11 protein-coding genes are annotated in these 14,064 nt (G+C 47.5%); 9 read left to right on the forward strand and 2 right to left on the reverse strand.

The window, feature by feature from the left end:
- Positions 1-76: 76 nt before the first annotated feature.
- Positions 77-2,053: a replication initiator protein RctB domain-containing protein gene (locus CEQ48_RS02845; protein WP_057558401.1), complete on the reverse strand. Its 1,977-nt coding sequence runs from the start codon at positions 2,051-2,053 to the stop codon at positions 77-79.
- 1,233 nt (positions 2,054-3,286) lie between these two features.
- On the opposite strand from CEQ48_RS02845, the gene CEQ48_RS02855 reads away from it, so the two are divergent.
- Complete coding sequence (locus CEQ48_RS02855; protein WP_089070147.1) at positions 3,287-4,504, forward strand: AAA family ATPase; 1,218 nt, start codon at positions 3,287-3,289, stop codon at positions 4,502-4,504.
- 7 nt (positions 4,505-4,511) lie between these two features.
- The gene (locus CEQ48_RS02860) at positions 4,512-5,483 is read left to right on the forward strand and encodes a ParB/RepB/Spo0J family partition protein (protein ID WP_000985780.1); all 972 of its coding nucleotides are present in this window, start codon (positions 4,512-4,514) and stop codon (positions 5,481-5,483) included.
- A gap of 59 nt (positions 5,484-5,542) precedes the next feature.
- On the opposite strand, the gene CEQ48_RS02865 is transcribed toward CEQ48_RS02860, so the two are convergent.
- Positions 5,543-6,574, reverse strand: coding sequence for an ABC transporter substrate-binding protein (locus tag CEQ48_RS02865; RefSeq protein ID WP_000846694.1), 1,032 nt, complete (start codon positions 6,572-6,574; stop codon positions 5,543-5,545).
- A 220-nt stretch (positions 6,575-6,794) separates the two neighbouring features.
- Between CEQ48_RS02865 and CEQ48_RS02870 the strand changes: the two genes are divergently transcribed.
- The 7 genes from CEQ48_RS02870 (at position 6,795) to CEQ48_RS02900 (ending at position 14,007) form a co-directional block, all read left to right on the forward strand.
- Entirely contained in the window at positions 6,795-8,843 is a 2,049-nt protein-coding gene (locus CEQ48_RS02870; protein WP_089070148.1) for a GNAT family N-acetyltransferase, read from the forward strand.
- A gap of 173 nt (positions 8,844-9,016) precedes the next feature.
- Positions 9,017-9,619, forward strand: coding sequence for a thermostable hemolysin (locus CEQ48_RS02875; RefSeq protein ID WP_071186894.1), 603 nt, complete (start codon positions 9,017-9,019; stop codon positions 9,617-9,619).
- Positions 9,620-9,629: 10 nt separating this feature from the next.
- On the forward strand, positions 9,630-11,153 hold the full coding sequence (locus tag CEQ48_RS02880; RefSeq protein ID WP_089070149.1) for an AMP-dependent synthetase/ligase: 1,524 nt from the start codon (positions 9,630-9,632) through the stop codon (positions 11,151-11,153).
- A 42-nt stretch (positions 11,154-11,195) separates the two neighbouring features.
- Complete coding sequence (locus CEQ48_RS02885; protein ID WP_198301121.1) at positions 11,196-11,879, forward strand: iron-containing redox enzyme family protein; 684 nt, start codon at positions 11,196-11,198, stop codon at positions 11,877-11,879.
- Between the two features lie 9 nt (positions 11,880-11,888).
- Complete coding sequence (locus tag CEQ48_RS02890; RefSeq protein ID WP_089070151.1) at positions 11,889-12,686, forward strand: SDR family oxidoreductase; 798 nt, start codon at positions 11,889-11,891, stop codon at positions 12,684-12,686.
- Positions 12,687-12,713: 27 nt separating this feature from the next.
- Positions 12,714-13,346, forward strand: a complete 633-nt coding sequence (locus CEQ48_RS02895) for a tetratricopeptide repeat protein (protein ID WP_001024366.1) — start codon at positions 12,714-12,716, stop codon at positions 13,344-13,346.
- 4 nt (positions 13,347-13,350) lie between these two features.
- Positions 13,351-14,007: a response regulator gene (locus tag CEQ48_RS02900; RefSeq protein ID WP_089070152.1), complete on the forward strand. Its 657-nt coding sequence runs from the start codon at positions 13,351-13,353 to the stop codon at positions 14,005-14,007.
- Positions 14,008-14,064: the final 57 nt, after the last annotated feature.

A 14,064-nucleotide genomic window follows, 5' to 3' on the forward strand; every position in this document is an offset into this window, starting at 1 on the left:
GGCGGTTATTCGGTTCAATGTCAGACTGTTGTCAGGTTTAAGTCACAAAACCAACACCCAGCCTAATCCGTTTTGGTTAGGCTCCCGCGGCCATCTCATCTAAGGCTCGATACACCGTCTCGTCAATGTGCCCATCTTGAACCAATTTACAGACTTTACGGCGTACCGCTAAACCTGCGATCAATTTTTCGATCGACAGATGTTTACTCTCATTTTGGCTGTTGTAGAGCTCAAGCAGCTTGCTCAAGGTCGGGTATTGGATCACATCGTTTTCAACACGCAGCCAATCTAGCTTGTCTATGAGCTCTACACACTCTTCTTTGATTGATGAAGGGGCATGTCCCGTCATAGCCGCTAAAGCCGTTATACTGCGTTCTAGCGCTTCTGGAGATGTATAACGCGATAGAGTAATGGTGATTTCATCAGCATTGATTTCGACCAGATGTTTACGTAGCTTCACGCGCCGACCTAAGCGGCCTCTCGGCGAAGGGGCTTTGCGCTGGATTGGTTCAAATTCACCATCGATGATGCTCGATAACTCAGCCAGTTTCTGCTTGGAAACCAGCTCGTTACGTAAAGGGTTAGGCAAGGTTGGAGCCATATTGCGTTTACCCGCGTTGGTGGTTTTGGCTCGTGAATAGCGCAGTACCTCTTCCACATCACATTTGATATCGACTTGGTAATCCACCACTTTGCCTTTTTCTTCGATGCTTTTCACTGTCAAGTGGTAACCCCAAAGATTGACCACAAACAGATCCTCGCTTCCCTTCCCTTCGGAGAGACGACGAAGTTCGCGGATCAGATCCATAGAAAAACGGCGCCATTCGATATTTCTGGCCAATTTTTGGTTGAGTTCACTCAGCATCATCACATCGGTATGACGACGAGACATTCGGCTACGAAAATAGGAGTAGAGCTGGAATACCAAGGTATGCTGTTTCAAGATCTCCGGTGGAAACAGGAAGAAATAATCTCGCGTTAACAGCTCTTCAAAAAACGAAGGCTCCCACACCAGAATGTACAGATTGGGTTTGATACGGATCTCGCCATCACTGCCCTCCACCGGAGCCTCTTCGGAGGCGGTGATGGTGCGTGCTAAAAAGCGAAAACGATCGCTTTTAAAGCCTTCGGGCATGTTCTCACTGAGCCAACGCCCCGTCAGTTCATGCAGCTGAAAATCGGTAAATTCAATACGATCAATACTGTCTCGAATCGAGTCACGCGCTGGGCCGCTGTCTTTTTTGCCACGCAAAGAGAGAATATCGGTGATATACAGCGGTGTTTTGTTTGGTGCTTGTTTGGCGTTGAAATGGTAATCATCTTGGTGATGATCATGGTACTGCACCGTTAAAGTGAACAGTGCAAACAAGGTCATCAGATCATCGACTGTCATGATATTTTTTGACGACCGTGTTTCAATCACAGCGCGAGTACCCGATATAGAAACCATGGACTTTTGGTAACTTTTGCGAGTTCTGGGTGGGGCTAACGCTTGATCTATGATCCCAGCCCAATTCGTGGGTGAGACCACAAACTGTTCAGCTTCATCTTTCATGGCTGGCGGGGTATTTAAACCATGTTCATGCAGTAAACGTTGATTGACTTGCGTCTGCGCTAACGCTTTCGAACGCTTTTGCTTTTCATTTTGCTTAACCGATTCAGTGACTAAGCTGGTTGAGCCGAGTACCGAGATCAATTGGTTGGGGTTAATGAAACGATGGAGCATGGTTTTGCCAGCCAGCCCCTCTTCAAAACGGACTGGGATTTGTTTGAATAATCCAACAGCTACCGCTGCTCTCAACCGCTGCTGGATGGCTGCACGCGTCAGCTGCCCATCGGTTGCATCAATCAGTTCTGTGGTTGAAACTAAGCCATCTCTACTGCGTAATCCACGCAGTGAGATCAGATTCAAAAGTTCAACAATGCTTTTCGTGACACCTTTAAAGTGTTGATACTGTTCAATCCAGTCAATCGCTGCTTCAGAGACTTCAAAAAGATGACCATCTTTGTGAGTTCTTGGCAGTTTGATCAATCGTTTTTCTTCTGAGCTCATGGTTAGATCCGTATCACACTTACCGTAATATCACTATAGTTCCAAGAGAATAAAGAAAAAGAGATCATAAATAAAGAAAAATTTGTTGTTTTTAAATAACTGATCTTTCTGATTTAAATGATTAAATATGATTAGAGTGATCTAATGATCTGTGACGGTTTTTAGTTCTAATTTATTGTAATAAAAAGAGATTATTTTTAGCCATTCAGAAGCATGATCATGTATTGATGGAAACCATGATCAATACAAGATCGAAAGCATGATCATTTGTTCCTCTAAGCATGATCATCAGTCAACAGAATCAATGATCAACGTAAGCTTCTAAGCATGATCAAGGTGCTCACACAGTTTATCCACAACCTGAGCGGATGACATCAAAATAGGTCGTTGCATCTCCTACCCCTAGTGCTCTCATTACCACGGAAAGATGATCAAGAGAGGATGATTTCTTGGCCATATCGCAATGAATGCTTGTGGCTTGTGCTTCCAATTGACATCTTCAGCGCCATACTAGGCTGACTAAGGTGTCTGAGCGGGATTTCGAATGCATGATCATGGCTGTTGTTCTGCTTATCTTGTTTTGATTGAGACTTGTAAGGATAGACTGTTTTTCATCACTGACTAGCCAAAGCCTTACTCTGCCTGACATCGACCGTAAATTGATAATGAATTTACATGCTTCCGCGACTATTTACCTCTTGATCATCGATCCGATTAAAGATCTTCAATTATTGATTCTCTTGCGTCGATTTATAGCCAAGATGAACTCTTGATCATGTTTCCTTACCTCCTTATTTTTACGGAAGAATGATCAAGATGCTGCTCTTGATCATCGTTTCGGTTATACCTATTCACTGGAGGAAAGATAGGCATTCTCTCATCTTGCTTGAATCCTGCGTATGATTTCAATCAGAATGGCACTCACCGTAACTTAGTGGTGCTGTTTAATCGTTCCGCTTACTGCACGCTTTTATTTCTTCATCATTGCTTCAAAATGTGGCTTTACATTGTAAATAAGTGACACTGTAATATTTAAAATATTTTCGTCTGATAGAAGCAATAGGAGGTTATTTAAACGCGATTTTTATGCCTAACTTTGTTCGTTTGGTATCAATTTTCTGTTAATACTCCAATATGTGTGATTTTGATTCATTGTTTTGTGTTCACCTTTTTGTTGTTTTAAGTAAATTATGCTGTACAATCTGTTTGAAGCCCTAATAACGGAAATTGGCAATGAAAAGAGAACAAACGATAGAGAATCTCTACCAGCTTGCACAACTTACCCAACAAGTGCAGGCCGATCGTATTGAGATTGTATTAGAGGAACGCCGTGATGAGCATTTTCCTCCAATGTCTAAAGCCCTTATGGAAACTCGCTCTGGCTTAACACGTCGCAAGCTTGATGAAGCTATCGCTAAGATGGAAGAAGCGGGACATCAATTTACTAAAAATAACGCGAATCACTACTCTATCTCTCTTTCTGAAGCGCATATGTTGATGGATGCCGCTGGCGTGCCTAAATTCCATGAGCGCAAAAAAAATAATGAGAATAAACCGTGGATCATCAACGTGCAGAACCAAAAGGGTGGTACGGGGAAATCAATGACCGCGGTACACCTTGCCGCTTGTTTAGCGCTCAATTTGGATAAGCGTTACCGCATCTGCTTGATTGACTTAGACCCACAAGGTTCATTGCGCCTATTTTTGAATCCACAAATCAGTCTGGCTGAGCATACGAATATCTATTCCGCGGTTGATATCATGCTGGATAATGTGCCAGATGGGGTGCAAGTGGACACTGAGTTTTTGCGCAAAAACGTGATGTTGCCAACTCAATATCCGAATTTGAAAACCATTTCTGCGTTTCCTGAAGATGCGATGTTTAACGCAGAGGCGTGGCAATATCTCTCACAAAATCAATCACTAGATATTGTTCGCTTACTCAAAGAGAAGCTGATCGATAAAATTGCCAGCGATTTTGACATCATCATGATTGATACTGGTCCACACGTTGATCCACTGGTATGGAACGCGATGTATGCCTCGAATGCCTTGCTGATCCCTTGTGCGGCGAAGCGACTGGACTGGGCTTCTACGGTCAATTTCTTCCAACATTTGCCCACGGTGTACGAGATGTTCCCTGAAGATTGGAAAGGGCTCGAATTTGTACGCCTGATGCCAACCATGTTTGAGGATGACAACAAGAAGCAGGTGTCGGTACTGACCGAAATGAATTATTTGTTGGGCGATCAAGTCATGATGGCGACCATCCCACGCAGCCGCGCGTTTGAAACCTGTGCGGATACTTACAGTACCGTCTTTGATTTGACCGTTAACGATTTCGAGGGCGGTAAAAAAACGCTGGCGACCGCGCAGGATGCGGTACAAAAAAGTGCGTTAGAGATTGAGCGCGTACTTCATTCATATTGGTCTTCACTGAATCAGGGGTAAGTAACTTATGGCAATTAAAACTTCTGAACTGAACGCAAAGCTGTTTGGAAAGGCGGATAAGCGCCGTGCAACGACGCCTGCAGAAGCGCAATCTGCGGTGAAAGCGCAAGCACAGATGATTGAGTTGGCTGTAGCGGGTGAAGAGGTAGTGACCTTTGAACTAATGCGAATTCCGGCTGATGAAGTCGCGGAAAAAACCGTGGTGTTTGCTCAAAATGCCCGTGAACAGGCGTTTTTAACCGAACATGCCTTGGCTGATGTTCTGACCACATTGCGTGAGCGTGGACAGCAATACCCAGCCGTTGGCCGTAAAACCGCAGATGGCAAAATCGAAGTGCTCGATGGTAGCCGTCGTCGCATGTCTTGTATCTTGGCGGGCAAAGAGTTTTTGGTGTATGTGGCTGAAAATATCAATGCTGAGCACGCTAAGTTTTTGTCTGATGTCGCGAATGCGCATAAACCTCTTTCTCTGTATGAGAAAGGTAAAGAGATGCAAGCCAAGCTCGATAGTGGTGAAGCGGAAGACCAAAAAGCGCTTGCCAAAATGTTCCAGTGCAGTGAGGCATTGGTCAGTGGTGCCTTAAAAGCCGCCGCTTTACCGCTAGAGCTTTTGCAGGCGTATCCGAGTGTTGTCGAGCTGGGCCGCCCTACTATCGTTAAATTACATAAACAGTTTAACGAGTTGAATGAGGCTCAGCGTGAGCAATTATTAGCGAAATGCCATCAAGAAAATGGTTTCGTGTGGCAGCAATCTCAAGCTCAAGGTGTGGCGCGTATTACCAAAGAAGTCACGGAAACTATCGAAAGCTGGATTCAAGATGTGTTACCTCCTAAGCGCACCGAAACACCGAAGGTGGAGCTCATCAAAGGCCGCGCCAGCTATGCTCGTAAAGGCAATAATTTGGTGCTGAATTTGAAGAAAATTGATGATGAGCTGATGCAAGATATTCTTGATTTTGTGCAGCGTAAGCTAAACTGAGTCAACTCAAATAACAAAGCCCGCTGATGCGGGCTTTGTGCGTTTTAGGGGCCTTAGCCTTATTGGTTTCTTAGGCGCTGCCAGTACTTCTCATAAATCGCCAGCGTCTCTGGGCCGACATCGTTGATGAACTCGCCTTTTTTCATATCTTCATCCGATGGGAAGATAGTCGGGTTATCACGCAGTTCTGCCGGTAGCAGCGCTCGGCCGCCTTTGGTTGCTGAGGCATAACCTAAGCTTTGTACAATCTCAGCTTGGTTTTCTGGTTGGTACATAAAGTTAATAAACTTGTGCGCCAACGGAATGTTCTTGCTGCCTGAAGGAATGGTGAAGTTATCCATCCACAGTACAGCGCCTTCTTCTGGCATAACGAATTTCAGCTCAGGCATTTCCACTTGGCCTTGGTAAGCGTTGCCGTTCCACTGCATGCCCAGTGTGGCTTCGCCAGAAACGTAAGGCACGTGTGGTGCATCTGAGTTATACAGCAATACGTTTTTCTTCAGTGCCACCAGAGATTCGTACGCTTTCTTGATTTCCTCTTCATTTTTGGTGTTGATGCTAAAGCCGTTAAGCTTTAGAGCCATACCAAACACGTCGCGGATATCGTCAATCAGCATGACTTGTTGTTCGTATTGCTTATCCCATAGATCTGCCCATTTTGTGATGCCGTTAGGCAGGGTCGACGAGTTGTAGTACAGACCCGTAATCCCCCAAATGTAAGGGAGTGAGAATTTGTTTTGAGGATCGTGCGCCAGTCCTAATACGGTTGGCATTGCATCTTTCATGTTCGGGATTTGGTTATGATCGATTTCTGCCAGTAGCCCTTCACGGCCCATCTTTTCGATAAAATAAGCGGACGCAAACACGACATCGTAACCAGTGCCTTTCAGAAGTTTGAGTTTGGTATACATTGACTCATTATTCTCAAAGGTTGAATAGTTAATAGTAACGCCTTCTTGTTGTTCAAAAGCTTTCAGCGACTTCTCTGGCAGATAGCCACCCCACGCATACACGTTTAGGGTTTGCTCTGCATAAACCTGAGAAGAGGCAACGACTGCAGAAAGTACCAATCCTTTAATGAAAGTTTTCATTGCATTTTGATTCCTTTTTAGCCCAGCCCAATGCCGGGGTTAGAGTGCATAATTAGTGAATTTTTTGCTGTGATAAAGCAAATATAATTTGTCGTTAAGAAAAAATATTTTAGCCTTCTGTTAACAAATGTTTCCTCTTTCTTACGATGCCTTTCAAGGCGTTACAGCGATCGGTTGGGCTTGTGCTAACATGACGCATCATTTTTGAATATCGCTCGTTATGACTCAGCCAATCACCTATTTATTGCAACTTCAGCAGCTCGCCAAGCAAGGACAGACTCGCTTTGGCTGTTGGCTGCGTGGTGATGCACAGTGGCAGCATCACTTATTGAAAACACTTGTTCCGCACTTTGCCGAACAACCGATATTGATGTTAGGACAAACTGAGCTAGAGGGTGTGACTTGTGTCGACTATCGCCAAGGTCAGCAATGGTTAGGGCGAGAATGCCAACTTCTGATCGTAGATTTAACGCAAGGTTGGGATGCCAATAGCTTTAATGCGGTGCTGGGTACCTTGGTGGGCGGTGGATTACTGTTGGTGGTTGGCGAACCGACGACCCTCAACCATTGTGCACGAGTCTGGCTAGAGCGCGCTTGTCATCGCTTGCTTGTGATTACGCCACAAACGGTCCCGGCTTTACCCCATTCGGCTTCGGTTACGCGAACGAATACCGAACAAATTTATACCGAACAAACTTATACCGAACAGAAAGTGGCGATCGACAGCATCATTAAAGTCGTGACTGGGCATCGCAAGCGTCCTTTAGTGCTGACTGCGGATCGCGGGCGTGGAAAAACCAGCGCACTGGGATTGGCGGCCGCAGAGCTGATGTCATCGCGCTCTATTCATATTGTGGTGACTGCGCCTACTTTGGCTGCCGTGGAGCCGCTGTTTGCGCATGCTCAGCGCATATTACCGCAAGCCCATCGCCAGCGCGGTGAGGTGCAAACGGAACAGTCAAGCTTACGATTTATGGCTCCGGATGAGCTACTGCGCACTCAACCTGAGTGTGATTTATTGTTGGTTGATGAAGCCGCTGCGCTGCCGTTGCCATTTTTAAAACGTTTTGTGGAGCGCTATCACCGCGCAGTATTTTCTTCGACCATTCATGGCTACGAAGGGTGTGGGCGCGGTTTTTCTCTGAAATTTCAGAGTTGGTTGCAAGTACAGCGTCCGCAGATGCGTTCACTGCATCTTGAGCAGCCGATCCGCTGGGCGGCGGGAGATGCGCTGGAACAGTGGCAAAATCAGGTATTTCTTCTACAAAGTGAGTTGCCTGAAGTTGCCCTGGGGCAGGCGAGAGAGCCACTGTCTTTTTCTTTATTCAGTCAGCCTGAGTGTGTTGAGCAACCTGAACGGTTAGCACAAGTGTTTGCACTTTTGGTCAATGCGCATTATCAAACCTCGCCTAACGATCTCTTTGCTTTACTGCAAGATGAAGCGATGATGTTGTTCGTCGCTTATCAAGGAGAGGTGTGCGTCGGTTGCGTTTTGGCGGTCCGTGAAGGGGAGTTAGATGCGCCAATGATTGAGGCGATTCAACTTGGAACGCGGCGTCCGAAAGGGCATTTAACGCCCGTGACTTTGGCGAATCAATTAGGAATTAGCCAAGCGGCGCGCCAATCTTGCTGGCGAATATTACGCATTGCCGTCCATCCCGACTGCCAACGCCAAGGTATGGGTAGCCAATTGTTGACCCATTTTATTGCGCAGCATCACGCGGATTATTACGCCACCAGCTTCGGGGTGAGTGAAGATTTGTTGCCATTTTGGCTAGCTAACCACTTCGTACCAATAAAACTCGGTTCACATCGAGATCAGGCGAGTGGTTGTTACTCTCTCTTGATGGTGCGCGGAGAGCATCTCGATTGGTTGGAGCAAGCCAAAGAGCAGTTTAGTGCACATTGGATTTTTGAACTCAGTGATTCTCTGCAAGCGTTGGAGCCACAAATCATCCAACAGCTTTTACCTAGCACTGTCGCCTTGCCTCAACCTCAGATCCCTTTGGATTTGATCGAGCGTTACGCGCGAGGTGGAGCAAATTACGAAAGCGTGGCGGTGTGGCTTTATGCTTGGCTACTGGCAACGGCTCCATCACTAGAGAGCCTATCCCCTTTGTTGATCAGTAAAATTCTGCAGCGTAAAAGTTGGGTGGCCTGTGCCGAGCAGTTTCAGTTAAGTGGGAAGCGGCAAGTCGAGCAAGCGGTGCGAACGGAAATCTTGGCTTTGCTAGCGAATTTACAGTGTAAATATACTCTTCCTATTTGACGTTGTGGCGGTGCTGGCTAGGTGGGTTTGCCTCAAGCATCGAGTTTGTCTCTGCTCATCAGGATGAACGCACTGGCTGGCGAGCTGACACTTTAAGTCGTTTCGGTATATTAAGGGATTCTTAAGTTAGGTGGATTACTTTTGACTTACAGAGTAAGCAAAGGGAAACACCAATGAAACCTCTACCTTGTCTAGCCGATTTGACACTGGAAGTCATTACACCCACGCATCCACGTTGGAATGAGGCGATCAAACTGGTTGATGAGCGCTATCAGCAAGCGTTTGATGCCCACCTCACCGCTTATATGCCTGCTTATTTAGCGCTACTTGATAAACAGGTCATGAAGTCTGTTTGTGGATACCGGATTGCAGAGCAAGAGCCGCTGTTTCTTGAGCAATATCTGGATGAGCCTGCCGATCGTCTTCTTGCACAACGTTTTGCATGTTCCATTCCTCGTGGCAAGTTGATTGAATTTGGCCATCTTGCTTCTTTTGGTCGCGGGCTTTCAGCGTTTCACTTTCGTTTGATGGCACAGCAGTTGGTCGCCATGGGGTTTGAGTGGTGCATTTTTACTGCAACCGATCCTCTGCATGCCCTGATGCGTCGTTTTGGCCTGCAACCCACCTTAATTGCTCAAGCTTCTCCAGCTCGTATTCCCAATGCCTCTCAAATCTGGGGAACTTATTATCAGCACCGTCCGCGTATTTTGGCGGGCAATTTAGTACATGGTTGCACCCATCTCAATCAATTACACCTTAATCAAAAGCAAGCGTGAGTAGTGAAAGATGAATCGAATTCTCGCTGCGCTGCAGCAGCATGCCTTGCACCAACCGCAGAAAATGGCTTTTGTTGGCCATAACTCTCAGCAAGAGAGGATTGCTCTCAATTATTCTCAACTGTTAGAGCGAGTCGAGCTGATCGCCAATCAGCTGCAGCGGTTATCCGCAAACTGCATCGCACTACGTGCACAAAACAGTGTCGACTGGGTTGCGCTCGATTTAGCCGCGATGTGGTCACACATCGTTATGGTTCCTGTCCCGACCTTTTTTACATCAGAACAAGTCGCTCATTTACTGAATGAGGCGAATGTCGAACTCTGTCTTGGTGATTGGCCTGAGTTGGGTTCGCCTTCACTGACAGTCGGTGGCTTTGACGCTTGGCACTATCAGGGCAATAAACCGAGCAATAGACCCAATCGCGTTTTGGCGGGTACACAAAAAATCACGTTCACCTCTGGCTCAACAGGCACTCCGAAAGGGGTTTGTTTGAGTGAAGAGAATCTAGAGAGCGTTACGCTGGCGATCGCAGAGCAGATGAGCGCGCAAGTTGAGCAGCATTTGGTGATGTTGCCGCTCGCCACGCTGCTGGAAAATATCACAGGAATTTACGTGCCTTTGCTGCTCGGGGTAACTTCAAGCGTACTGTTTGGTGAAGCGGTGGGGCTGTCTGGCTCTAGTCAATTTTCTCCCACTCAGTTTGTCAACGCATTGAGCGTTTATCAGCCATCCAGTTTGGTTCTTACCCCAGCGTTATTGATGGCGCTGATTCAGGTGGTGAAACAGGCTCCCGAGTTGGCGAAGTCACTGCAATGGGTGGCGGTCGGGGGGGCGCGTGTTGCGGCTGAACTTATCCATAGCGCACGAGCTCTGGGCATTCCTGCTTATGAAGGCTATGGACTTTCTGAATGCGCCTCGGTGGTTAGCATGAATACGCCGCAACATGACCAGCCCGGTAGTTGTGGCAAGCCGCTGAGCCATCTACAAATCCAATTGGCTGAAGATGGTGAATTGTGGGTTCGTGGCAATAGTGCGCTGGGTTATATCGGCGAGCCATTGACCGACGAATGGCTTGCCACGGGTGATCTGGCGACACTCGATGAGCAGGGATTTCTTTGTATCGTAGGGCGCAAAAAAAATCTCATCATTACTCCCTTTGGGCGCAACATCGCACCGGAATGGATTGAGTCTCAAGCGCAAGTTTGGTTACCGCAATGTCGTTTCGTGGTGGTCGGCGATGATGAGGTGGGGTTAGTGGCTGTGATTGATCGCCTAATGCCCGATCTAGAGCAACGTGTGCAACAAATAAATCGTCAGTTACCCGACTACGCACAGATCCAACAACTGCTTTTCGTCAATCAACCGAGTACATGGCAGGCTTGGTTGACGGCCAATGGCCGACCCAAGCGAGCGTTGATTGAGAACGCGCAGCACACTTTTCGTCGAGTGCGTAATGCGCCCGACCTCAATTGGCAATACCTGTATCCCCTTCCGGCAAGAAGTGGTAGCGGTATTGGCGACATTTCACGGTAAGTCGTTCGGGCCTCTTTGAGGCTCACGATGAGGAGAACTCTCATGACAGGATTTTTTCAACGTTTACAAAAAGAGACGCAAGCGGCTCAGCAACAGATGTTACAAGCTCCAGTATTTGCAGCTTGTGCTCGCGGCGAGATCACGCTTGACATGTACCTAAGCTTTTTGACCCAAGCCTACCATCACGTCAAACATACCGTACCACTGTTAATGGCGTGTGGGGGACGATTGAGTGATCGTTATGAGTGGGTGCGTATTGCCATTGCCGACTATATCGATGAGGAGAAAGGTCACCAAGAATGGATCCTCAATGATATTCGAGCTTGCGGTGGTGATGCTCAAGCAGTGCGAAATAACCAAGGGGTGGGTCAAGTCAGTACACCGATTGAATTGATGGTCGCTTATCTCTACCACCAGATTGATCGCGCCAATCCGCTCGCGTTGTTTGGTATGGTCTGGGTGCTCGAAGGGACGAGTGTTGGCGTGGGCGGCAACATAGCGTACTTGGTCAAACAGCAGCTCAATTTACCTGCTAAAGCCATGAGCTATCTCACCTCACACAGTGAACTGGATCAAGACCACATTCGCTTCTTCGAATCCTTAATGGACAAAATTACCGTGGAAGAGGATCAGCAAGCGATTATCCACTCGGCGAATCAGGTGTTTTATCTGTATGGGCAGATGTTGCGTGAATTGCTGCCCCAGACCCAGCAACAGGCAGCTTAGGAGGCGTTTATGGACATTCATCAACAATATGTGTTGTTAACGGGCGCTTCAGGTGGCATTGGCGAGCCTATCGCCCATACTTTAGCGGCGCGTGGTGCGCGGTTAATCTTGTTAGCGCGTGATGCACAAAAACTTGAAGCATTGCGTCAATCACTCCCCAAGCCTGAGCTGCATCGGGTTGTGAGCGCAGATTTAACCAGTGAAGCGGGAATGGAGCAACTGCAGGCTTTGGTGGAAGAATTAAACCGCGCCCAGCAGCGCATCGCCGTCGTGATCAATAATGCAGGGACCAATCAGTTCTGTTTGCTGGCGCGTCGTTCGATGGAGTCGGTGCAGCGTGAGTTAGCTCTGAATTTAATGACGCCAATCCAAATCATGCACCACGTTTTGCAATGGAGTCATAAACCGCAGATGGTCATCAATATTGGTTCCAGTCTCGGGGCGATAGGGTATCCGGGCTATGCCAGCTATTGTGCTGCGAAAGCGGGATTGCACCGTTTTAGCGAAGCGATGAACCGAGAGCTCGCGGGGACGGGAATGAAAGTGCTCTATTTAGCGCCACGAGCCACCAATACTTCGCTCAACAGTGAGGCCGTTCAGCAGCTCAATCGAGCACTGGGGAATCGCAGTGATGAGCCTTCCTTGGTTGCTGCGCAGGTGGCCAAAATGATCGAAACGGAGCAAAACGTCATGTGGATCGGTTGGCCGGAGAAACTTCTGGTGCGTCTTAACCAATTAGTGCCGAGCTTGGTTTCTCGGGCAATTAGAAAGCAACAACCCGTCTTATTGTCATTTTTAAATCGCTAAAGCGTGATAATTCAAGGAGAAGAGTTTATGAACATTATGCTTAAATGGATGAGTCTTAGCGCACTGTTGCTCGGGTATGCCCACTCAAGTTACGCGATTACGCCTTTAGAACAAGTGCAAACGGATTGGGCAAAATGCCAATACCGTACCGCTTCTGCTAAGGAGCAAGAGCGCTGTTTTGAACGCACGATCGCGCGTAATCGACTGGAGTTAACGATTTCGGGCGATAACCCTGAGTTGAAAGTGTGGCTGGCCATCAATCAATCTTCTTTAGCGGGAGTGAGGGGCGGATTGGGGGCTTTATCGCTGGTGAAAGAGGCCAAAAGTTTATTTGAAGAGGTCATCGCGCAAGCGCCAAATACTCTGGAAGGCTCCGCGTTGACCAGTTTGGGCACGCTATACTATAAAGTGCCTGGTTGGCCTGTCGCTTTTGGGGATAAAGAAAAAGCAGAGCAGTTGCTCAAACAAGCCTTGACTGTGAATCCCAATGGCATTGATGCCAACTATTTCTACGGAGATTTTTTGCTGCAAGAAGGCCGTAGCGCAGAGGCAAAGCGCTATTTGCTGCAAGCTCAGCATGCACCCGCAAGACCGAAACGAGAAATTGCGGATGCGGGACGTCAGGAAGAGATTGCGCACTTATTGGAGAGCATCAAGTAACCTTATGCGTTTATTATTAGTTGAAGATGACACGTTGCTCGGTGAATCAATGCAAGTAGCGTTAAGCCGACAAGGCTATACGGTTGACTGGCTGGAGCGGGGTGGTGGCGTAGTGACCGCCCTGAAAACCGAGCAATTTACGGCACTGATTTTGGACCTCACCTTGCCAGATATGGATGGCTTGGAAGTCCTGCGCCAAATTCGGCGAGCGGGTTACACATTGCCTGTCATGATACTCACGGCACGGGATGACATCCGTGATCGGGTCAAAGGGTTGGATGGCGGTGCAGATGAGTACATAGGTAAGCCGTTTGCCCTCGAAGAGCTGCTCGCACGTTTACGCTTGATCATTCGTCGTAGCTCAGGGAGTGCAGAGGAGCTCATCTCCGTGGGGGATCTTGACCTTTCGCTCTCTAAACAAGAAATTTACTACGCTCAGCAAGCTCTGAAATTAACGCGGAATGAGTACAAAATCCTCGCCAGTTTAATGACGCAAGCAGGAAGAGTGATGAGTAAAGAGCTTTTGCAGCAAGCGCTGCACGGCTGGGAGGAAGGCAGCAGTGATAACGCAATCGAAGTACATATTCATAATCTGCGCAAAAAATTGCCGGATAATCTGGTTAAAAACGTACGAGGTGTGGGGTACATGATTGAAAAATAAACCTCTTTTTTCCATTAAACGCCGACTTACCCTGACTTCTGTTTTGCTGAGTACCGG

Source organism: Vibrio tarriae (genome assembly GCF_002216685.1).
Classification (GTDB): domain Bacteria; phylum Pseudomonadota; class Gammaproteobacteria; order Enterobacterales; family Vibrionaceae; genus Vibrio; species Vibrio tarriae.